Source organism: Uliginosibacterium gangwonense DSM 18521 (assembly GCF_000373965.1).
Lineage (GTDB): Bacteria > Pseudomonadota > Gammaproteobacteria > Burkholderiales > Rhodocyclaceae > Uliginosibacterium > Uliginosibacterium gangwonense.
In genome coordinates this window covers 25,966-47,155 of sequence record NZ_KB892840.1, presented here as the reverse complement: position 1 = coordinate 47,155, position 21,190 = coordinate 25,966, and the positions used below count along the sequence as shown (strand labels likewise).

Sequence of the window (21,190 nt, the reverse complement as noted above, 5' to 3'; positions counted from 1 at the left end):
TGCGTGGCTTAACTTTGCCAGCCTGTGTGACCTGGCTGCAAGGGTACAGAAGGGGCGGGGCGGGTAGCAGGCGTGGCGTATTCTCTTGCGGCGGCGACAATCTGCTCCCGAAACCATCGTGCATCATCAGCAAGATGGGATTTGTCATGCCATAGCAAAGAAAAGCGCATGCCAGGAAAATCAATGGGGGATCGGACCATTGCGAGGGGGAGCAGCTTTGCATGGTGTTCGGCAAGCATGCGTGGGCAGGTGAAGAGCAGGTCTGATTCCAAAAGCATGTATGGCGCTATGTGGAAATAGGGAATCCACGCGACTACATTCCGTTTGAGCCGCTCCCGTGCGAGATGCAGATCAATGACACCTCTGCGTCCCACTGAATAAGGTGTTGGCGCGACATGCTCCGCTTCCAGATAGTGCTTGATGGTCAGTGGCTTGCCTGCCAGTGGATGATCCTTGCGCATCAGGCATACAACTTCATCCTCAAACAAGGCCGTGATGCGCAATTGCTCTGGTGGTTGAGGCCAATTGCCTATGACGGCGTCAAATTCACCGGATTCCAATGCCAGCGCAAAATCCTGGTCAGCGCCCATGGAGTGAATGAACAACTGTGCTTGGGGAGCCAACCGGTGCAGGCGTGCAAACATTTTGCCGATCAACTCGGGGGCAAGGTAATCCGGTGTTGCCAGTTTGTAGATGCGGCGGGTTTCGGCAGGATTGAAGCGGTTCGGCGGGGTGACGATGGTGTCAATATTTGCCAATGCCTGGTGCACCGGTTCTAGCAGGCTGGCGCCACGCTCGGTGGGCGTCATGCCATTTTTGCTGCGCACCAGGAGGGGGTCGCCTGTCAATTCTCGTAGGCGCCGTAAGGCTGTACTGACTGCTGGTTGAGACTGATTCAGGCGCAGTGCGGCACGAGAGACGCTGCCTTCGGTTAGCAGGGCGTAAAGTACGCGCAGCAGGTGGACGTCAATCGAATCCCGGTTAGCTTGGTGTGCCATGATCTTTCTGCGATACGCGCTGTCAATGCATGGATTCTGGCACAGATTGGAGGCAAAATCTGCTTGCCAGAGAGTGCACAGGCGACGCCATTGTCATGGAGAGGCTGATTTGAACGGTATGCTTATTTATGGTTGAGGTGATTTTCCAGGCGACGGCTGGCTGCGGACAGGGTGAAACAGAATAGCCAATACACCGCTGCGATGAAGATGTAGCCTTCCAAATAGAAGCTGCGCCATTCAGCATCGCCACCGAGGGCCAGTGAGAGTGCGCCGGTGAGTTCGTGTAGGCTGACGATGGAAATCAACGAACTGTCTTTGAAGATCCCCACGAAGCTGTTGACCATTGCAGGTAGTGCAGCGCGTAGTGCTTGTGGCAGTACGATGTAGGTGATTGCCTGCCAGTGGCGCATGCCAATGGCTTGGGCAGCGACGAGTTGGCCCTTGGGGACAGCCTGCAGCCCGCCACGAATCACCTCTGCCAGATAGGCTGCGGCAAAGAGGGCGATGGTGAAGATGACCCTGGGCAGGATGTCCAACCTGAATTGGGTGGGCAGCATCAAGGGGAAGAGGAAGGCAGCCATGAACAGCAGGCTGATCAATGGTACGCCACGGATCAGTTCGATATACGTTGTGCATACGCTGCGCAGCAGGGGCAGGGTGGAGCGTCGACCAAGTGCCAGCAGAATTGCCAAGGGGAAAGCCAGCAAGGTTCCACCCAGGGAAACCAGCAGGGTCAGTGGTAACCCGCCCCACAGTTTGGTGGGTACGGGGCTGAGGCCCGCAAATCCGCCTGTCATCAGGCTCGCAGCCAGTAGCACGCCAATCAGTCCGCAGGCCATAAAACGCCGGGTGCGTAGCTTCTGGAAGGCGATGGGGCTGAGTGCCGATAAAATCAGCAGGCTTGCCAGCAGTGGGCGCCATTGTTCGTTGAAGGGGTAGCGGCCAAAGAGTAGCAGACGGTGTTTTTCTGCGATTACGCCCCAGCAGGCACCGGTGCCTCGCGCTGCGCGACAGGCCTCCAGATCGGGTGTCCAGACGGCGTGTACAACGCCCCAGTTGAGCGCCGGCCATAGAATCAGGGCGGCCAGAATCAGCCAGAACCAAGTGCGCAGGTGTTTGAGGGCGCTCATTTTGCCCCCCTGAGCGCCACGCGGGCGTTATACAGATTCATCAATAATGCGGTGATCAGGGAGAGCGTGAGGTAGACCGCCATGACGATCACAATGCACTCAAAGGCCCGGCCACTCTGGTTGATAGATGTGTTGGCAATGGAGACAAGCTCGGGGTAGCCGACGGCGACGGCCAGAGATGAGTTTTTGCTGAGGTTCAGGAATTGATTGGTGAGCGCGGGCACGATGGCCCGCAATGCCAACGGTATGGTGATGTGGCGCAGGATTTGCAATGGGCGCATGCCCAGCGCCTGGGCCGCAGCGATCTGCCCGGCAGATACAGATTGGATGCCACCCCGGACGATTTCTGCGATGAATACGGCACTGTACAGGCTCAAGGCAGTGAGCACAGCGAGGTATTCCGGGCTGAGCGACCAGCCACCTTCGATACCGAAGCCTTCAAGGTGTGGCAGGTTCCAGCTACAGCCTCCTCCTACGCAACTCCAGGCGGGTAGGAAAAGCCCCCCCTTGCTGATTAGCACGCCGGGCAGCGGGCTGATGGCGTCGCTGGCATCTGGCAGCAGGCTGGTCAGTGCGAAATACCACATCAGCAGTTGGAGCAGAAGCGGGATGTTGCGTAGGCTTTCCACACAGAAACCGCAGAGTTTGCGTAGCGAGGGTGTGGTGCTGAGTCGGCCCAAGCCGATCAGGCTGCCCAGCAAAGTCGCAATGACAATGGAAGGAATGGCAACCCGCAAGGTGTTGAGGATGCCCATGGCAAACGCCCGCCAGAGCGGCTGTGCGGCATCATAACTCAGGATGCCTTCACCAATTTCGAAGCCAGCTGGGTCAAACAGGAAATCGAAGCCTGCGCGGATACCGCGCTCACGCATGTTGTCCAGTACGTTGTGGCCTAACCATGCAAGTAGCACACCCAGAATCGATACCACCAGGACCTGCGGCAACCATCGGCGCAGAACGCCTGGATGTTGAGAGAAGGAAGATGACATTCAAGAAACGGGCTGCGGTGAAGCAGCCCGGTGAGAGGGATAAGGGGAAAGCTTAACGGATCGGAGGCGCGTAGAGAATACCGCCCTTGTTCCACAGATTGTTCAAACCGCGCGGAAGCTTAAGAACAGAATCCGGCCCCACGTTGCGGGCGAAGATTTCCCCGTAATTGCCAACTGCTTTGACCGCACGGAAAGCCCACTCACGATCCAGCCCCAGCAGTTTGCCGGAGTCTTCCGTGGAACCCAATAGGCGCCCGATGTTGGGGTCTTTGCTGTCTTTGAGGCTGACGACATTGGCCTTGGTGATGCCATATTCTTCAGCTTCAATCAGGGCAAAGGCCGTCCAGCGTACAATCGCAAACCATTCATCATCACCGCGCCGCACTGCCGGGCCCAGCGGTTCCTTGGAAATCACCTCAGGCAGAATCACGTAATCGTCCGGGTTTTTGGCTTCCTTGTTGCGCACGCCGGCAAGACCGGAGATGTCGGTGGTATAGGCTTGGCAACGACCAGAGAAGAAGGCCTTGAAGGAGGCTTCGAAGCCTTCAAACACCACGGGTTTGATCTTGATGTTCTGGGCACGGAAGTAATCGGCCAGATTCTTTTCATTGGTGGTGCCTGATTGCACGCAGATTTCAGCGTTCTTGAGTTGCTTGGCACTGGTGAGTTTGAGTTTCTTGGGCACCAGAAAGCCTTGGCCGTCATAATAATTGACGCCGGTGAAGCTCAGGCCCAGGGAAGCATCCCGGCTCAGGCTCCAGGTGGTATTACGCGCCAGCAAGTCCACTTCACCAGACTGCAGGGCGGAGAAGCGTTGTTGTGGGTTGAGGGGGACGAAATTGACCTTGTTGGGGTCGCCCAGCACTGCAGCGGCGATGCCACGGCAGAAATCCACATCCAGCCCTGACCATACGCCTTTGCTGTCAGGCAGCGAGAAACCTGCTACGCCTGTGCTGACGCCACATTGAATGTTGCCGCGCTGCTTGATGGCATCCAGCGTTTTGCCCGCATGGGCGGGCGTGCTGGCTAGTGCAGCCAGTATGAAAGGGACTGCCAGGCCGGTACGGCGAAAAAGCGAATGAATCATCTGAAGCTCCCTGTTATTTGGAATCGGGTCAGCTGCCAGCGTAACAAGTGTCTGGCTGATGCGGAAGCATCGATTTGTTCTAAACAAAGATGCAATCAAACAATAGACTATGGCAATCCTGATAGAAGAGGAACAAGAAAAAAGGGCCCGATGGCCCTTTATGCATGGATGCTGCTTTGCCGGGGGCACTCACACTCCGTATGGGTCTTCGGTGCCCAGCGCGACGGTGTTGAAGCCACCATCCACATACAGGATTTCGGCCGTGATGCCGGAAGCCAGATCAGAGCACAGGAACGCGGCTGCATTGCCCACCTCTTCAATCGTGACGTTGCGGCGCAGGGGGGCATTCTTTTCATTGAAGGTCAGCAGCTTTCCAAAGCCACTGACGCCCAAAGCCGCAAGCGTGCGGATCGGCCCGGCAGACACTGCGTTGACACGAATGCCTTCCGGCCCGACTGCAGCGGCCATGTAACGCACCGAGGACTCAAGACTGGCTTTGGCAACGCCCATGATGTTGTAATTGGGCATGGTGCGCACGGCACCCAGGTAGGTCAGCGTCAGGGCACAAGGGTTGGGGCGGCCCTTCAGCAAGGGGCGGGCAGCTTTGAGCATGGCAGCAAAGCTGTAGCTGCTGATCTCGTGGGCGGTGCGGAAAGCGTCACGCGACAGGCCGTCGAGGAAATCCCCCTTGAGTGCTTCGCCAGGGGCGTAGGCGATGGAGTGGACAAAACCATCCAGGCCCCCCCAGATTTTGCCAATCGACTCAAACAAAGCGGTGATCTGAGCGTCATCCTGCACGTCGCAAGGGAAGAGCAGGGGGCTGCCAAAATCCCGGGCCAGTTCGGCGACGCGATCCTTGATGCGGTCATTCTGGTAGGTGAATGCAAGCTCGGCGCCTTCACGGTGCATGGCCATGGCAACGCCATAGGCGATTGAACGGGTGCTTAGTACGCCAGTAATCAGGATACGCTTGCCTGCCAGAAATCCCATTCGTCTATCTCCTCGATAAAAACCGATTATAACGTGGTGACCCCATCGCTGGAATTTCCCCTACTGCCAGACTGACCAATTCTTAAGGAAGATAAACATCAGGCCAAAAAAATAGCCGTCCGGTTGGACGGCTATTTTTTTGAAAAACAAATGATTAGCTGCTGAAAAAGTCGCGAACCTTGTCCATCCAGGATTGTGCCTTCGGGTTATGCGCAGAGCCTTGCTCGCGGCAGCAGGCATCAAATTCGCGCAGCAGTTCCTTTTGGCGATCAGTCAGTTTTACCGGTGTCTCCACCACTACGTGGCAATGCAGGTCGCCATGATGGCCGCTGCGAACATTGCGGATACCCTTGCCACGCAGGCGGAATACCTTGCCCGTCTGGGTTTCGGCAGGGATCTTGATGCCAGCTGCGCCGTCCAGGGTCGGGATTTCGATTTCGCCACCCAATGCTGCTGTGGTAAAGCTGATCGGCATTTCACAATGCAGATCGTCCCCATTGCGTTCGAAGACACTATGTTCCTTGATATGGATCTCGACGAAAAGATCGCCCGATGGTCCACCGTTTACGCCCGGCTCACCGTAGCCCGGGGTACGCAGGCGCATGCCTTCATCGATCCCGGCGGGGATTTTGACTTCCAGGGTCTTTTGCTTCTTGACGCGACCTGCACCATGGCATTCACCGCAAGGATCAGTGATGATGCGGCCAGAGCCATGACACTTCGGGCATGTCTGCTGGATGGAGAAGAAGCCTTGCTGGATGCGTACCTGACCCGCGCCGCCGCAGGTAGGGCAGGTCTTGGGCTGGGTGCCAGCCTTGGCGCCAGAGCCATGGCAGACCCCGCATTCTTCCATGACCGGAATGCGGATGGTCTTTTCAATCCCGCGTGCGGCTTCTTCCAGGGAGATTTCCAGGGTGTAGCGCAGGTCAGCACCGCGATAGACGCGTTGGCTTCCGCCACCGCCACCCGCACGACCACCGAAAATTTCGTCAAAGATGCCGCCAAAAGCGTCGGAAAAGCCGTCGAAACCCTGGCCGCCACCAAAACCGCCGCCTCCGGCAGAGGAGTCTACGCCCGCGTGTCCATAGCGATCATAGGCTGCGCGCTTTTGATCGTCGGAGAGTATCTCGTAGGCTTCCTTGGCCTCCTTGAATTTCTCTTCCGCGCTCTTGTCGTCCGGGTTGCGGTCCGGGTGGTGTTTCATGGCCTGCTTGCGGTAGGCCTTTTTGATGTCGTCGTCTGACGCATCCCGGGCGACGCCAAGGACTTCGTAATAATCGCGTTTTGCCATGTCGGGTGAAAATCGAGAATCAGGGGGAACATCGCTGCCTTTGCTGGCAAAGCGACAGATTTGTCAGTAAAGGCTGCTCGTCATTACTTTCTGGTGCATCCATGCGTAAAAGGGACTGATGCCTAGGCTTCGTCCCTGCGCATGATACTTCAGTAAAAGCTTGATGCTGCCTGCTTCACAGGATGACGCAGGCAGCACCACAAAGACAATTACTTCTTGTCCTTCACTTCAGTGAATTCAGCATCCACCACGTTGTCATCCGCAGCAGGCTTGGCCTGTTCACCCGCTTGGGCACCGGCTGCGCCTTCAGCGGCCTGTTGCTGGGCGTACATGGCCTCCCCGAGCTTCTGGCTGGCTGTGGCCAGTGCTTGGGCCTTTGCTTCGATTTCGGCCTTGTCGGAACCCTTCATGGCTTCCTCGGCGTCCTTCAATGCGGCTTCGATCTTGCCCTTTTCGTCTGCGCTGACCTTGTCACCATGCTCACCGAGCGCCTTCTTGGTGGTGTGGATCAGAGCGTCGCACTGGTTGCGGGCGTCGATCAACTCATGTTGACGCTTGTCTTCTTCCGCATGGGAAGCGGCGTCGTTGACCATGTTCTGGATTTCATCTTCCGACAAACCAGAGTTGGCCTTGATGGTGATCTTGTTTTCCTTGCCCGTTGCCTTGTCGGCAGCCTTGACGTGCAGGATGCCGTTGGCGTCGATGTCGAAGGTCACTTCGATCTGCGGCACGCCACGCGGTGCGGGCGGAATGCCTTCCAGGTTGAATTCACCCAGCATCTTGTTGCCGGCGGCCATTTCGCGCTCACCTTGGTAGACCTTGATGGTTACGGCAGGCTGGTTGTCGTCGGCAGTCGAGAACACTTGCGAATGCTTGGTCGGGATGGTGGTGTTGCGCTTGATCATCGCAGTCATCACGCCACCCAGGGTTTCGATCCCCAGGGACAGCGGGCAGACGTCCAGCAGCAGCACGTCTTTCACCTCGCCTTGCAGCACACCACCCTGGATGGCAGCACCCACGGCAACCGCTTCGTCCGGGTTCACGTCCTTGCGGGCTTCCTTGCCGAAGAACTCTTTGACCTTTTCCTGAACCTTGGGCATGCGGGTTTGACCGCCGACCAGGATCACGTCATCAATGTCAGAAACCTTCAGGCCCGCGTCCTTCAGTGCCTTGCGGCAGGGTTCGATGGTGGCGTCAACCAGTTGCTCGACCAGCGACTCGAACTTGGCGCGGGTGATCTTCATGGTCAAGTGGGCAGGAGCGCCATTGGCCATGGTGATGTACGGCTCGTTGATTTCGGTCTGTTGGCCGGACGACAGCTCGATCTTGGCGCGCTCAGCGGCAGCCTTGATGCGTTGCAGAGCAATCGCGTCCTTCGAGAGATCGATACCGTTGATCTTCTTGAATTCTTCAACGATGTAGTCGATCAGGCGTTGGTCGAAGTCTTCACCACCCAGGAAGGTGTCGCCGTTGGTGGCCAACACTTCAAACTGCTTGTCGCCATCCACGTCAGCGATTTCGATGATCGAGATATCAAACGTACCGCCGCCGAGGTCGAACACAGCGATCTTCTGATCCTTCTTGGTCACCTTATCCAGGCCAAAGGCCAGTGCGGCAGCGGTCGGTTCGTTGATGATACGCTTTACGTCTAGCCCGGCGATGCGGCCTGCGTCCTTGGTGGCCTGGCGTTGGCTGTCGTTGAAGTAGGCGGGCACGGTGATGACGGCCTCGGTGACTTCTTCACCCAGGTAGTCTTCAGCGGTCTTCTTCATCTTGCGCAGCACGTCAGCCGAGATCTGCGGCGGAGCCATTTTCTTGTCGCGCACGTCGATCCATGCGTCGCCGTTGTCAGCCTTGATGATGCGATAGGGCATCAAATTGATGTCCTTTTGCACTTCACGCTCTTCAAAGCGGCGGCCGATCAGGCGCTTGACTGCGTAGAGGGTATTCTTGGCATTGGTCACGGCCTGACGTTTTGCCGGAGCACCGCAAAGCACTTCACCATCTTCCATGTAGGCAACAATGGAGGGGGTTGTGCGCGCGCCTTCCGAGTTTTCAATAACCTTGGGCTGACCCCCTTCCATGATGGCCACGCAGCTGTTGGTGGTGCCAAGGTCGATACCGATGATTTTTGCCATGTTAAAAGCTCCTTGATGGCGCTCCGGGTTCTTGCCGGATGCGCCTAATGTTCATTCCTGGGTGCTATGTAGGGTTGATTGCGCGCTTTTCAAGCGTCAATTTTGCATTACGCGGCGGAACCGCTGGAAACGGCCACCAGAGCGGGGCGCAGAATCCGACCTTCCAGCAGGTAACCCTTCTGGAAGACCTGCACCACCGTGTTGGCGGGTTGATCCGAAGGGATGGAACTGATGGCTTGGTGCTTATGCGGATCAAACTTCTCGCCCAGCGGCGCAATCTCCTGCATGCCGCTCTTTTCAAACGCCTTGATCAGGTTGCGCAGGGTCAGATCCACACCGTCCCGCAGCGATTCAAGCGTAGCGTTCTCTACCGCGAGGGTTTGCTCCAGGCTATCTTTGACTGAGAGCAATTCGCCCGCAAATTTTTCGATGGCAAATTTGGCTGCCTTGCTCACGTCTTCTTGTGCCCGGCGGCGCACGTTTTCAGTCTCGGCCTTGGCGCGCAGCCAGGCATCGTGGTGCTCGGCAGCCTTGAGTTCGAGCTGGCGGATTTGTTCTTCCAGGCCGGGAATGGATTCTATTGTGGTTTCAACGGTTTCACTGGCGTTTTCGGTGGCCGAAACCGTAGCGGTGCTGAGCGCTTCTTCGGGGGCTGGTGTTTGCAATTCCTGGTTTTCCTGCATGAAAACTGACTCCTTGGATAACTTTCCCCGTGTATGTTGGGGCGTCGATCGCCTTTTCAAGTATCGTTTGGCTAGGTTGAGAAAAACGGTGAAATATTTCACACTCTTCACTTGTGAGCTTATACAGTATCTAGGGTGGCAGCGGTGTTGGGCGGTATTCTGGCTGCTTGCTGGGATATCATTGTACACAGACAGCCCCAACGACGGTTTTTGAGTGGAAAGTGCAGCGAATGTCTGGACAACCTGAACGCATTGGCAAGTACAAAGTCCTGCGCGAAGTGGGGCGTGGCGCCACCGCAACCGTTTATCTTGCCGAAAATCCGTTCTACCCTCAGGCAGTTGCGGTCAAATACATCTCTTTCAGAGACAGGGCCAAGGACGAAGCCAAGTGGAACCGCCGCCTGCTCAAGCTGCTGCGGGCGGAGGAAGCGGCTGCACGCAAACTTGATCACCCCAACATCATCAAAATTTTCGAGGTGGTGATCCAGCCAGACGAAGCCTACATCGTGATGGAGTACTTCCCTGGCAAGTCGCTCGAAGATTACTGTAGTTTTGAGAAGATGCTGCCCGTGCATCGCACCACCAGCATCATCTTCAAGTGCTGTATGGCGTTGGATTACGCCTATCGGCAGGGCATCGTGCATCGTGACATCAAGCCTGCCAATATTCTGGTCGACGAGAACGACAATGTGAAAATCACAGACTTCGGTTTGGCGATGAACGTTCATAAGAAGAGCGATCAGGACTCCACCTTCATCATGGGTGTCGGCTCGCCTGCCTACATGTCGCCTGAGCAGATCAAGAACTATCCGCTCAACCAGAAAACCGACCTGTACTCGCTGGGTGTGGTGTTCTTCCACATGCTGACCGGGCGCCTGCCGTTCCGGGCCAAGAACCCGGCCCAACTGGTGTATAAAATCATCAATACCGATACACCATCGGCCAGCCAGTTGAACCCGAATGTGCCGGAAGCCGTCGACACGGTGATCCGCAAGGCCATGGAAAAGGATCTCTACTCCCGCTACAAAAACGGGGCGGAGTTTGCCAAAGATCTCTCAGGCATCCAGTTCAAGATCTACGACGAGAAGGATCAGGTCAGCGACAACGCCCGCTTTGGCCAGATCCGCAAGCTGCCGTTTTTTACCGAGTTTGAAGATATCGAGATTTGGGAAGTGGTCCGTATCTCCTCATGGCGGGTGGCCGACGAGATGACCCAGCTTGTCCGGGAGGGGAGCACCGACCAACGCTTCGGCATTTTGATCGAGGGGGATGTGGAACTCTCTATCAAGGGGCGTGCCGTGGGAGTGGTGAGTGCGGGGGAGAGTTTTGGTGAATCAGCCTACATGGATTATGTGGAGCACACACAAAGTGTGTCGGTAGTCAGCAAGACCATTGTGCGCTATATCGAGATTACTCCGGCAGCCTTGGCGCTGGCGTCAGAGGAGTGTCTGGATCATTTCCGTTCGCGCTTGATCACTACCTTGGTCAAGCGTCTCAATGCAGCCGAAGCATTGATTGGGGAGCATGGCAAGCCCGCACTCAAAGCCGTCAATCAAACGCTCTCAGGGGTTGAGCTGCAGTTGATGGATGACTGAAACTGTTGCATGGATCGCTTTTGATCCAGGCGGAGCTTTGGGCGGCACTTCAAAGTGCTAGAGTAACGCGCTTGGGTTGTGTGCGTATCTCGGCCTAGATTCTCAGCCCACGTTCTCAGCACAAACTCTCGGCCCAAACGCAATCCTTTTGGAACGCCAGCTTTTGTGGAAGCTTCTCGACTATGCCGATGATTCCTGTTCATGCGCCGTGCACTAGTTTCCGTTCCGCAGACGGGGCGGATGTGCTGATGGTGCAGCCCAATTTGAGCGCCACGTTTTCGCTCACGGGAACCCATTTGCGCATCGTGCCACCAAAATGGTCTTTCCCGCGCCATGACCACCCCTATTTTGAGTTGATCCTGCAAGAGCAGGGGGAACAGCATACCCGGCTGACAGGGCATACCCTGGTCCAGCACGAAGGTGACATTCTGCTGGTGTGTCCGTTCGATGCTCATTCTTCCAGTGCTCCGCTGGCGGCGACCTTCTATTGCGTTCACTTTGATGTAGATGAACTGGCCCTGCGTCGCTTGCTGTGCCGGGCTGGAACACGTTTGATTGACGGCTCGACAGAGACGGGCCGACGGGTGCGCGAATCCCTGCTGGCGTTGCGCACCATGGCAGGGCCCGAGACTGCCACGCCCGAGACGATGCTGGTGTATCGTTTGAGGAGTGGTGCTGCGCTGTTTGAGGTGCTGGCACGTCTGGCCGAAGGTTTTTTGCAAGAAGATGGCGTGCTGCCTGCCTTGTCGCAGGCTGCGCTACAGACAGCCAGTCGTCTGGCCGAGGTGATCGAACGCGAGATTGAACAGGGCGAGAGCAACGTCTGTATCGAGTCGGCGATCCGCAGACTTGGCTACCACCCTGATTATGGCAACATGCTGTTTCGCCAGGTCTATGGCATGTCTGCGCGCCAGTACCGCTCGCTGATCAAGCTCAAGCGGGCAAAGACTTTGCTGCTTGATGGCGAAATGAGTGTGCAACGCGTCGCCGAGCGCATGGGCTACTCGGATACGGCGCACTTCTCACGGCAGTTCAAGCGCTGGACGGGGATGTCGCCAGTCGCCTATCGCAGCAACACGGGCATTTCAGGCCGTGCGGAGGCGAGCATCCCCGGTGATTTTGCTATGCCTTGCGCGTAACGCGTACAATCTGGTAGACGCCGCCGAATATGCAGCGCTTGTCCCAGTTGTACTGGTCTGCGTTGTCGGCATAGCTGCTGATCTCACGTTCCCAGAGCGCTTTGGCGAACGGCTCCAGCAAGTGGTTGACCACGCGCAGGATGTAGCCGATAGGCTGCCACCATGCAGGTTTGTGATAGTCAACGAAGATCACTTCGCCATCCGGCACGACCTGTGCCAGCATGTTGTTGACCACGGCCTGCTTCCATTCTTCCGGCACCTCATGTAGCAGGAAGAAGCTGCACACGAGGTCGTAAGGCTTGCCATCATTCTGGAAGTGCGAGGCATCATGCCGGATCACACGTGCCCAGGGCAGATGCCCGATTTTGCGTTGGGCGTGCGCGATTTGTGCCGGGGTGATATCGGTGAGGTGGAAGCTGCCTTTTGCTCCCACGCGTTGAGCAACCTTGCTGACGAGATCACCATAAACGTGGGCCACCTGCCAGACACGCGTGCCTGGGCGGATACGCTCCAGGTAACGGCGCATCAGGCGCTGATCGTTGCCAAACAGGAGGGTTTTGACGACGATATTGCGGTCAAGCCAATCGACTTTTTGAGGGTCAACGTATGCCCAGTCATAGACTTCGGACATGTAACTGGGGAGTTCGTTATTGGCGTTCAGGTTGCGGATCGGGGGGAGTGCTTCGCACTGCTGACTTTGAGGCTCTGTTGCCTCATAGGTTGTATCGGCCATAGGACTGAATCAGATGCAAACTACAGAAACGATAGCAGCTTGTAATCGTTGATCTCTTGCGCTGCGCCAAACTTATCGCGATGGGTGGCATTTCCCTTGCCAGGTATTGCGCTCGGCCAGCCGGGCTTCCAGCAGGGCGGGGAAGACTGATAGACGCATGCCCCAGTCAGGTGACAGACGCAGCTTGGGCGGTACCTCGCTCCCCAGGCGCTGGATGCGTACAGTGGGGGGCAAATGCTCCAGCATGTCCGCCACCGCGTTGATGTATTCCGCCGGGGCCAGCAGTGGAATGCTGTACGGATCGGCTTTCCACTGGTTGGCAAGGCGCGTGCTGCGCACGATTTGCAGTTGATGGAATTTCAAGGCATCAACAGGTAGTTGCGCCAGCTTGTGGGCACCTTCGATCAGGCTTTCCGGTGTTTCCTTGGGTAAGCCCAGCAGCAGGTGACCGGTGATGAAGAGTCCCCTGGTGGCGGCACGTTTGATGGCGTCTTCTGTACAGGCAAAATCATGGCCGCGCAGGCACTCGGTCAGCACTGCATCCGAGCAGGACTCGATGCCTATTTCTAATTCGATCAGGTGGGTCTTGGCAAGTTCTGCGAGGTAATCGAGCACATCGTCAGGCAGGCAGTCCGGGCGGGTGCCGATCACAAGCCCTGAGATTGCCGGGTGGGCCAGCGCCTGGGCATAGCGCTCGGCAAGCACCTCACGTGAGGCATACGTGTTGGAGTAGGACTGAAAGTAGGCCAAAAAGCGCGTACTTTCCGGGTAGCGGCGGCGCATGAAGTTTACGCCCGTGTCGATCTGGTCGCTCACCAAGCGCTGCTCTTGCAGATAGCTGGGGGTGAAGCCTTCGTTGTTGCAGAAGCTGCAGCCCCCTATCCCCAAGGTGCCATCACGGTTGGGGCAGGTGAAGCCCGCATCGATTGAGACTTTTTGCAGGCGCCCGCCATGGGTGCGTTTAACCCAATCATTGTAGGCGTGATAACGGCGACCCTGGTAGAGATCGGGAGGTGTGTCGTGAGGCATGATAGAAAGCAAGGAACCCATGGTGTGAGTATCGCCCATACCGGGTATGTTGTTGCCAGGGTTGGATCAATGTTGCAGTGATGTCGCAAGCTGCCACGCGTGGCGCAGGCTGGCAACAATGTGGGCTTGCGCGGCGGTACGCGCCTGCGGATTGGCTGTTTTTTGTGCGTAGGCAGGATGCCAGGTTACAAAAACCCGTTTTTCTGCAAGCGGCATGACCAATGGCGCCTCACCCATTGGCAAGGGGACTTCCGTCTGGAGTACCGCCTGGGCGGCAGAACGGCCCAAAGCCACGATGGCTAGCGCGGGAACCTGGGCCAACTCTTGCTCCAGCCAATAATGGCAGGCGTTGATATGCGCGGGCGTGGGCGCGCGGTAGCGGCGCTGTAACTGGATGCTTTCGAAGCGAAAATGTTTGACTGCGTGGGTCAGGTATACCTCTTCCCTTGCTACGCCAGCAGCGTTGAGCAGCGACTCCAGAAACCGCCCCAACTCGCCCGAGAAGGGTTCCCCGATCAGATCGTCGTGGTCATCGGCCTGCTCACCCACGATGATGACACGCGCGTTTATCGGGCCACTCCCACCAACGGGGTAGGTGGCGTGTTCCCAAAGGCTGCAGCGTCGGCAGTTTTCCAGCTCGTTCCCCAGCGAAAGACGGGCTTCCCGGCCATTGGCACATGTTGCATTTTTGGCGATGCTGGGCAAAGGGGCTCTGGATTGTCGGCTCTGCCCAAGCTGTGCCTCGCTGATCAGCGCGGGGATCAGGCGCCCTTCTGGCAGATTGCGTTGCTGCTCACCGGGCAAATGGGCTTGCATGAGGCCAGGGTTTAAGCGTTCCGGGTTAAAGGTGCTGCGATAATAATCCAGCCATAGCGCTTCAATCAGGTCTTCGTTCTGGGCTGGTTTGCTCAACGGAGGGCCAAAAGCTAGGCGCTTGCCATCCCAATTGGCGCTGCCCAATGGCGTGGCGATCAGCCAGGTATTGTTCCCCATGCGCTCTGCAAAATGCCGGGCGACAGCTTGCAGTACATCGTGAGGTGGTTCGTACCACGCGACAAAGCGGGGGGAGTGCGTGTTGGTTGGGCGTTCCTGAAAGCGTAGAAAGCCTTTCATGGCATGAGCTGCCCCCCGTACTGCACGTTCCCTGCGGGCGAATGGCGAGCCATCGGCATCGCCGGGGAGCAGGGCTGCCCAATCATCATGCAGGCAGCGCCAGAGCACACGGTAGGGCAAGCTCCAGCGTTCCTTGCCCAGATAGCAGCATGCTTCTTCAAGGCGCTGTCGCAGGGATTCAGGCAGATCCAGCGGTGTGGATGCAGAAGGCGTAGCAGCGTGGCTTGCCGCGAATAGGCTTTCGATCCCATCTGTATCCCCCCAATCCACAAGAGGTGGGGCAGCCTCGGCCGCGATCAAGGTAGAGGCTGCGGCAAGCCAAGTTTCAAAACTATTAACGCGTGGGGCATACATAAGGCTAGACCACACCAAAAGGGAATAAAGGGAGTTGTTGTTTGACCATGCTTTGACGCAGGACTTCGGAAGAAACGCTGTCTCTGCGCGGAAAGTAGTCGCTGGTCTGGATGAAAGGGGTGAGCTTCTTCATCTGGCAATGCATCCGGATCAAATCGTCAAAGCAGACTCTGCGTTGTCTGCGCAAGGCTACGATGCGTTTGGCATTGCGCACGCCAATGCCCGGCACCCGGGCGATCAGCCATTCTTCCGCCGTGTTGAGATTGACGGGGAATTGCGCCCGGTTGTTCAGCGCCCAAGCGAGCTTGGGGTCGATGTCGAGCGCAAGGTTGCCAGGGGCAGGCAGGATTTCCTTGATGCTGAAGCCGTAGCTACGTACCAGAAAGTCCGCTTGATAGAGGCGATGCTCCCGCAGCAACGGAGGTGCTTGATGTGGAAGCAGGCTGGAGGCCGCAGGAATCGGGCTGAAGGCAGAGTAGTAGACGCGCTTCAGGTGGTAGGCGCCGTAGAGGGTTTCTGCCGTGTTCAGAATCGTGTGGTCGTCTGTCTCGTCTGCGCCGACGATCATCTGGGTGCTTTGCCCGGCAGGGGCAAAACGGGGCGCGCGCCTTTCTCCCTGGCGTTCCTCAATGTGGGAGCGGATATGCCCCATCGTCCGTTTGATGGTGACAACCTTCTTCTCCGGCGCCAGCCGGGTGATGCTCGCCTCGGTGGGTAATTCGATATTGACGCTCAGGCGGTCTGCATAGCGCCCCGCTTCGGCAATCAGTGCCGGGTCGGCATCAGGAATCGTCTTGAGGTGGATGTAGCCACGAAACAAGTGCTCTTCGCGCAGACTGCGGGCCACCCGCGTGAGTTGTTCCATTGTGTAGTCAGCCGAGCGGATGATGCCCGAACTCAGGAACAAGCCTTCAATGTAGTTGCGACGATAGAAATCCAGCGCTAGCTGGGTCAGCTCTTCCGCTTTGAAGCGTGCGCGTGGCACATCGCTGCTGCGGCGGTTGATGCAATAGCTGCAGTCATAGACGCAGAAATTGGTGAGCAGAACTTTGAGCAGGGAGATGCAGCGGCCATCCGGCGTAAAGCTGTGGCAGATGCCCATGCCGGTCGTGTTGCCCAGGCCAGCTTGGCCGAGCGAACCCCGGGAAGGGGCGCCGCTGGAGGAGCACGACACGTCGTACTTGGCGGCGGCAGAGAGAATTTCGAGTTTACGGGCGAGTTCCATGATGCTTGGAATACTGTATATGTGTACAGTATTTCAAGCCGACATGAAAATCAAGCCCGGCGAACCGGGCTGTATTTCAGAGGGCGAGGTTTATTGCGCCACCCACTTGCCGTCTTTGTAGGTGTAGAGCGTTACGCCGCCTTCCTTGATGTCGCCCTTGGCGTCAAAGGAGATATTGCCGGTGATGCCTTTGTAGGTGAGCTTTTGCATGGCGGGCAGGTACTTGGCGGGTTCCACCGAGTTGGCGAGCTTCATGGCTTCGATCAGCGTCATGGCTGCGTCGTAGCTATAGGGGGCGTAGAGCTGCACATCGGTGTTGAAACGTTGTTTGAAACGCTCGTAGAACTTGACGCCGCCAGGCATCTTTTCCTTGGCAATCCCAGCCATGGTGCACATCACGTTCTCATCCATGGCGCTACCTGCGAGCTTCGGCATGTCTGTGGTACAGACGCCATCGCCCCCCAGGAAGCGGGACTTCAGGCCCAGTTGGCGAACCTGCTTGAGCATTGGGCTGGCTTGCGCGTCCATGCCGCCGTAGAAGATGGCGTCAGGCGTCTTGCCCTTGATCTTGGTCAGGATGGAGGTGAAATCGGTGGCCTTGTCGTTGGTGTATTCACGCCCGACGACGGAGATGCCTTCCTTCTTGGCAGAGGCTTCCAGTGCGTCAGCTAAGCCCTGGCCGTAGGCGGTGCGGTCATCGATGATGGCGATGGTCTTGATGCCAAGCTTCTTGGCGAAAGCGGCCATGGCCACGCCTTGTTGCAGGTCATTTGCGATGACGCGGTAGGTTACCTTGTAGCCTTGCTGGGTCAGCTTGGGGCTGGTGGAAGAGGGGGTGATGACTGGGATGCCGGCTTGTTCGTAGATGCGCGATGCGGGAATGGAGGCGCCAGAGGTGACATGGCCCACCACGCCTTTGACACCGCCGTCTACCAGACGCTGGGCAACTATGGTTGCCGTCTTCGGGTCGGCTTGGTCGTCTTCACCCACGAGTTCGAACTTGACCTTTTGCCCGCCAATGGTGACGCCTTTGGCGTTGGCATCTTCAATTGCCAAACGTGCGCCATTTTCACCGTCTTTGCCGATGTGACCAATCGGCCCGGTCGTGGGGCCCGCATGACCAATCTTGACAACTACGTCAGCTGAAGCACTTGCTGCATAGAGAAAGGGCAGAGCGGCAACAAGCAGGGCAATTCGTTTCATGTAGATTTTCTCCAGTAGGTCAGACGGTAGGCAACAGCAATTTTCAGGCCTGACAACCATATGGCCGTCTTGCCTGATCCATTATGCGGCACGTCAAGAATTGACGCTACGGTTGCCAGGGTATCTGCAAGATTCTTTGTGACAGCGTCAAGACAAACGCTACATCGCACGCGTGGTGGAGGCGAAGTTTTTCAATAAACGCACTGATTTGGTGCGGTTGTGCCCATTGTTTGTGCGTCAGGGGCTGTTGGAGCGGGACGTGATGTCCAATGATCTTGATAAGTTGCCAGACAAAATATTCGATCGGGCTGAATGAAGTGCATTTTGGCAGGGCGGCAATAATTGCCGTTGCCCAGGGTTGGGGCAAAGCATTTTCAGGCGGCAAAGCTTGCCGTTCAGGCATGAAAACCGAAGTAATGTGCATGCCAAAAGAATGGTGTAAAAATATTTACTTATTGTTATCAATGTGTTGTGCTTTGTTTTGGATTCTCTTTTAAGAGCTGGCCGTAGAATTGCTATTCAAGGACGTACAGTCTGAAGGAGTTCCAACATGTCAGGTATGCTCGGTATTGCGCTCACTGGGATCGGTGCAGCCCAGGCTGGGCTTACCACGACTAGCCATAACATCGCCAATGCGGGGGTGACGGGCTATAACCGGCAGGAAATCGTCCAGGGAACCAACGAGCCTCTCTCTACCGGGGTTGGTTTTATCGGTCAGGGGACGAATGTCTCTACCGTGCGCAGGGTGTATGACCAATTCCTGCAAAATCAGGTTTTGGGCGCAGAAAGCACTTATTCAGAGTACGACACCTATTCATCTCAAATCAGCCAGGTCGACAATTTGTTGGCCGACGACTCGGCGGGTTTGTCGAGCACGCTTCAGGATTTCTTCAAAGGCATTCAGCAGACAGCCAATTCACCGGGCAGCATCCCTTCCCGGCAGTCCATGCTGTCGTCATCCGATGCGTTGGTTTCGCGTTTTCATGCCTTGTATGACCGGATTCAGGAAATCCGCTCTGGCGTTGAAGGGCAGATCCAAAGCTCGGTTGCCTCGGTCAATGACCTTTCATCCCAGATTGCAGCGTTGAACCAACGCATCATGGTTGTGCAGTCGGCCGATGGGCAGCCTGCCAATGATCTGCTGGACCAACGCGACAAGCTTGTGTCGGATCTGAACAAACTGATCAAAGTTTCTGTCAGCCACACGGCAGATGGCAAGGTTAACGTTTTTGTCGGCAATGGTCAGCCCGTGGTGGTGGGGTCTGATTCGTTTGAGCTGGGTGCTGCGCCTTCACAGGAAGATGTATCCAAGTTGGCGGTTGGCTTCACCCTCACAAAGAATCCGCTCACGATTCAGGAAATTCCAGACCATCTGATTACGGGTGGCACCATTTCCGGGCTGCTGCAATTTCGCACCCAGGCGCTTGATAGCGCGCAGAATGCCCTGGGGAAGATCGCCGTGGGGCTGGTCGGTTCATTCAATGCGCAACATCGCTTGGGGCAAGATCTCAACGGTAATTTGGGGCTGGATTATTTCACCCCTTTGGCGGTCGATGTCACCAATCTGAGCAATAGCTCTACAGGGGCCGCTTCAACGGGGGTGATTACAGCATCCGTAACCAACCTGGGGCAGTTGCAGGCAGAGGATTATGTGCTGTCTTATGACGGCACCAACTACACCACCACCCGCAAATCGGATGGCGTCACGGTGGCGACGACTGCCGCGCCTGCCGCAACCATGACGGTGGATGGGGTGACGTTCTCTGGCTTGGGCACCATGGTGTCAGGTGATCGTATCCTGATTCAGCCAACCCACAATGCCGCCGGAAATATCTCCGTTGCACTGACAGACCCCCGCCTGATTGCCGCTGCCGCCCCGATTGCCACGGCGGCTACCAATACCAATACGGGTACGGGTTCGATCTCTGCGGGGGCGGTCAACAGCGTGGCAAGTGGCATCCCATTGGCGGGCAATGTTACATTGACCTTCAATGCTGCGACCAATCAGTTCTCTGTAACGGGTGCTACCCCGGCAACAGTGGCATTTAATCCGGCCAGCAATGCGACGGGGTTGAATGTGACGCTGACGAACCCGGACATCAGTTTCACTCTCTCCGGCGTGCCAAAGACCGGGGATAGCTTTGTTATTTCCAATAACACCTCTGGCGTGTCGGACAACCGGAATGCGCTGCTGCTGGGAGGGCTGCAGACCAAAAAAATACTGGATAACGGTGGCACCAGTTTTGAGTATTCCTACTCCCAGATGGTGAGCAACATCGGTACTTTGTCACACAGCGCAGCATCAAATCTGTCTGCGCAGGATACGCTTCTGAGCGAAGCGAAGGCCAAACAGCAAAGTGTGGCCGGGGTTAATCTGGATGAAGAGGCCGCGAACCTGATTCATTATCAGCAGGCCTATCAGGCCTCTGCCAAGATTCTCACCATCGCCGGTCAGTTGTTTAATCAAATCCTCGCTATTGGAGGGTAAGCATCATGCGGATCAGTACGCCTCAACTGTATAACACCAACGTGAGCAACCTCACCCGGCAGCAATCCGATCTGGTGCACTCCCAGCAACAGCTCTCAACCGGCAAGCGGGTGCTGACGCCGGCTGATGACCCCGTTGCCGCTGCGCGTGCCCTGGAAGTGGGGCAGTCTGTTGCCATCAATTCAGCGCAGGCCACTACGCAAGGAACGGCTACCGACTCGCTCAAACAGTTGGATAGTCGACTTTCTTCCATCAACGATATTCTGACCTATATCCACGAGCGGGCGGTGCAAGCAGGCAGCGGTACGCTGAACCAGGCGGACCGGGACACGATTGCCACCGATGTGGCGGCGCAGTTTGATGAACTGATGAGCCAGGCCAACACCGTAGATCCTAATGGTGAGTATGTGTTTGCCGGGTATAAAGGTGATCAGCAGCCTTTTGTGGGCAATCTTGCCGGGGTGACTTATCAGGGGGATCAGGGAAGTCGCTCGCTGCAGGTGTCCAATTCCCGCCAGATTCCCATTGGTGTGAATGGCAATGAACTGTTCATGAATGTGGATGATGGGGCCGGCGGGGTGACAGATACCTTCTCGATCATTTCGAATCTGGTGAGCACGATCAAGAATTCGGGCCTATCTTCCAGCGCATACAGCGCCGCCATCGAAAAAAGCATGGGTCAGCTGAACAATGCGCAAGATAATGTTTTGCGTCTGCAATCGCAGACAGGTTCGCGCATGGTGGAACTGGATGCGCTGACCTCGATGGGAGAAAATCTGAATACCCAGTACGCTTCCACGCTCAATACCCTGGTGGGGCTGGACTATATTTCGACCATTTCAACCTACCAGCAACAAAATACCTATCTGGAAGCCTCCCGGAGTACCTTCTCCAAGGTCTCAGGCTTGTCTCTTTTTAATTATCTGGGCGGCTGACCCGGGGGTCCCGAGCATGTGATACATGGCATGCGCCATTGTGCTGGCGAGCTGCTTGCGCAGCCATTGC

General features: G+C 56.6%; 17 protein-coding genes. 4 read left to right on the top strand and 13 right to left on the bottom strand.

Going from position 1 to position 21,190, the window contains the following annotated elements; all coding sequences use genetic code 11:
- Positions 1-8 precede the first annotated feature (8 nt).
- From B145_RS0109275 to grpE, 8 genes are all read right to left on the bottom strand, one after another.
- Positions 9-998, bottom strand: coding sequence for a LysR family transcriptional regulator (locus B145_RS0109275; RefSeq protein WP_018606862.1), 990 nt, complete (start codon positions 996-998; stop codon positions 9-11).
- A 122-nt stretch (positions 999-1,120) separates the two neighbouring features.
- Entirely contained in the window at positions 1,121-2,128 is a 1,008-nt protein-coding gene (locus B145_RS25075) for an amino acid ABC transporter permease (protein ID WP_018606861.1), read from the bottom strand.
- Positions 2,125-3,057: an amino acid ABC transporter permease gene (locus B145_RS0109265; RefSeq protein ID WP_211209796.1), complete on the bottom strand. Its 933-nt coding sequence runs from the start codon at positions 3,055-3,057 to the stop codon at positions 2,125-2,127. Before B145_RS0109265 ends, B145_RS25075 begins: the two co-directional genes overlap by 4 nt.
- A 112-nt stretch (positions 3,058-3,169) precedes the next feature.
- The gene (locus B145_RS0109260) at positions 3,170-4,204 is read right to left on the bottom strand and encodes an amino acid ABC transporter substrate-binding protein (protein WP_018606858.1); all 1,035 of its coding nucleotides are present in this window, start codon (positions 4,202-4,204) and stop codon (positions 3,170-3,172) included.
- Positions 4,205-4,393: 189 nt separating this feature from the next.
- A complete protein-coding gene (locus tag B145_RS0109255) occupies positions 4,394-5,194 on the bottom strand; it encodes an enoyl-ACP reductase FabI (RefSeq protein ID WP_018606857.1) in 801 nt (266 codons plus the stop codon).
- Positions 5,195-5,348: 154 nt separating this feature from the next.
- A complete protein-coding gene (gene dnaJ / locus B145_RS0109250; RefSeq protein WP_018606855.1) occupies positions 5,349-6,485 on the bottom strand; it encodes a molecular chaperone DnaJ in 1,137 nt (378 codons plus the stop codon).
- Between the two features lie 209 nt (positions 6,486-6,694).
- A complete protein-coding gene (gene dnaK / locus B145_RS0109245) occupies positions 6,695-8,623 on the bottom strand; it encodes a molecular chaperone DnaK (protein ID WP_018606853.1) in 1,929 nt (642 codons plus the stop codon).
- Positions 8,624-8,730: 107 nt separating this feature from the next.
- Positions 8,731-9,306, bottom strand: coding sequence for a nucleotide exchange factor GrpE (gene grpE, locus B145_RS0109240; protein ID WP_018606851.1), 576 nt, complete (start codon positions 9,304-9,306; stop codon positions 8,731-8,733).
- A gap of 230 nt (positions 9,307-9,536) precedes the next feature.
- Between grpE and B145_RS0109235 the strand changes: the two genes are divergently transcribed.
- Complete coding sequence (locus B145_RS0109235) at positions 9,537-10,901, top strand: serine/threonine-protein kinase (protein ID WP_018606849.1); 1,365 nt, start codon at positions 9,537-9,539, stop codon at positions 10,899-10,901.
- A gap of 182 nt (positions 10,902-11,083) precedes the next feature.
- Positions 11,084-12,040 carry a helix-turn-helix domain-containing protein gene (locus tag B145_RS0109230; protein ID WP_018606848.1) on the top strand — a complete coding sequence of 319 codons (957 nt, stop codon included), beginning with the start codon at positions 11,084-11,086 and terminating at the stop codon, positions 12,038-12,040.
- On the opposite strand, the gene rquA is transcribed toward B145_RS0109230, so the two are convergent.
- The 5 genes from rquA to B145_RS0109205 form a co-directional block, all read right to left on the bottom strand.
- The gene (rquA, locus tag B145_RS0109225; RefSeq protein ID WP_018606847.1) at positions 12,024-12,773 is read right to left on the bottom strand and encodes a rhodoquinone biosynthesis methyltransferase RquA; all 750 of its coding nucleotides are present in this window, start codon (positions 12,771-12,773) and stop codon (positions 12,024-12,026) included. The genes B145_RS0109230 and rquA overlap by 17 nt on opposite strands.
- 72 nt (positions 12,774-12,845) lie before the next feature.
- A complete protein-coding gene (gene mnmL, locus B145_RS0109220; RefSeq protein WP_018606846.1) occupies positions 12,846-13,841 on the bottom strand; it encodes a tRNA modification radical SAM protein MnmL/YtqA in 996 nt (331 codons plus the stop codon).
- Positions 13,842-13,868: 27 nt separating this feature from the next.
- The gene (locus B145_RS0109215; RefSeq protein WP_018606845.1) at positions 13,869-15,269 is read right to left on the bottom strand and encodes a TIGR03915 family putative DNA repair protein; all 1,401 of its coding nucleotides are present in this window, start codon (positions 15,267-15,269) and stop codon (positions 13,869-13,871) included.
- A gap of 4 nt (positions 15,270-15,273) precedes the next feature.
- On the bottom strand, positions 15,274-16,494 hold the full coding sequence (locus tag B145_RS0109210; protein WP_018606844.1) for a putative DNA modification/repair radical SAM protein: 1,221 nt from the start codon (positions 16,492-16,494) through the stop codon (positions 15,274-15,276).
- Positions 16,495-16,584: 90 nt separating this feature from the next.
- Positions 16,585-17,697 (bottom strand): branched-chain amino acid ABC transporter substrate-binding protein, encoded by a 1,113-nt coding sequence (locus B145_RS0109205; RefSeq protein WP_018606843.1) that lies wholly within the window; start codon positions 17,695-17,697, stop codon positions 16,585-16,587.
- 550 nt (positions 17,698-18,247) lie between these two features.
- On the opposite strand from B145_RS0109205, the gene flgK reads away from it, so the two are divergent.
- Both flgK and flgL read left to right on the top strand, forming a co-directional pair.
- Positions 18,248-20,185, top strand: coding sequence for a flagellar hook-associated protein FlgK (flgK, locus tag B145_RS0109195; RefSeq protein ID WP_018606840.1), 1,938 nt, complete (start codon positions 18,248-18,250; stop codon positions 20,183-20,185).
- A 5-nt stretch (positions 20,186-20,190) separates the two neighbouring features.
- The gene (gene flgL / locus B145_RS0109190) at positions 20,191-21,120 is read left to right on the top strand and encodes a flagellar hook-associated protein FlgL (RefSeq protein ID WP_018606838.1); all 930 of its coding nucleotides are present in this window, start codon (positions 20,191-20,193) and stop codon (positions 21,118-21,120) included.
- Positions 21,121-21,190: the final 70 nt, after the last annotated feature.

Bases quoted from the DNA above. Each gene is read 5' to 3' on its own strand.
- B145_RS0109275 (WP_018606862.1), bottom strand. From the start codon at position 998: ATGGCACACCAAGCTAACCGGGATTCGATTGACGTCCACCTGCTGCGC.
- B145_RS25075 (WP_018606861.1), bottom strand. From the start codon at position 2,128: ATGAGCGCCCTCAAACACCTGCGCACTTGGTTCTGGCTGATTCTGGCC.
- B145_RS0109260 (WP_018606858.1), bottom strand. From the start codon at position 4,204: ATGATTCATTCGCTTTTTCGCCGTACCGGCCTGGCAGTCCCTTTCATA.
- B145_RS0109255 (WP_018606857.1), bottom strand. From the start codon at position 5,194: ATGGGATTTCTGGCAGGCAAGCGTATCCTGATTACTGGCGTACTAAGC.
- dnaJ (WP_018606855.1), bottom strand. From the start codon at position 6,485: ATGGCAAAACGCGATTATTACGAAGTCCTTGGCGTCGCCCGGGATGCG.
- dnaK (WP_018606853.1), bottom strand. From the start codon at position 8,623: ATGGCAAAAATCATCGGTATCGACCTTGGCACCACCAACAGCTGCGTG.
- grpE (WP_018606851.1), bottom strand. From the start codon at position 9,306: ATGCAGGAAAACCAGGAATTGCAAACACCAGCCCCCGAAGAAGCGCTC.
- B145_RS0109235 (WP_018606849.1), top strand. From the start codon at position 9,537: ATGTCTGGACAACCTGAACGCATTGGCAAGTACAAAGTCCTGCGCGAA.
- B145_RS0109230 (WP_018606848.1), top strand. From the start codon at position 11,084: ATGCCGATGATTCCTGTTCATGCGCCGTGCACTAGTTTCCGTTCCGCA.
- rquA (WP_018606847.1), bottom strand. From the start codon at position 12,773: ATGGCCGATACAACCTATGAGGCAACAGAGCCTCAAAGTCAGCAGTGC.
- mnmL (WP_018606846.1), bottom strand. From the start codon at position 13,841: ATGGGCGATACTCACACCATGGGTTCCTTGCTTTCTATCATGCCTCAC.
- B145_RS0109215 (WP_018606845.1), bottom strand. From the start codon at position 15,269: ATGTATGCCCCACGCGTTAATAGTTTTGAAACTTGGCTTGCCGCAGCC.
- B145_RS0109210 (WP_018606844.1), bottom strand. From the start codon at position 16,494: ATGGAACTCGCCCGTAAACTCGAAATTCTCTCTGCCGCCGCCAAGTAC.
- B145_RS0109205 (WP_018606843.1), bottom strand. From the start codon at position 17,697: ATGAAACGAATTGCCCTGCTTGTTGCCGCTCTGCCCTTTCTCTATGCA.
- flgK (WP_018606840.1), top strand. From the start codon at position 18,248: ATGTCAGGTATGCTCGGTATTGCGCTCACTGGGATCGGTGCAGCCCAG.
- flgL (WP_018606838.1), top strand. From the start codon at position 20,191: ATGCGGATCAGTACGCCTCAACTGTATAACACCAACGTGAGCAACCTC.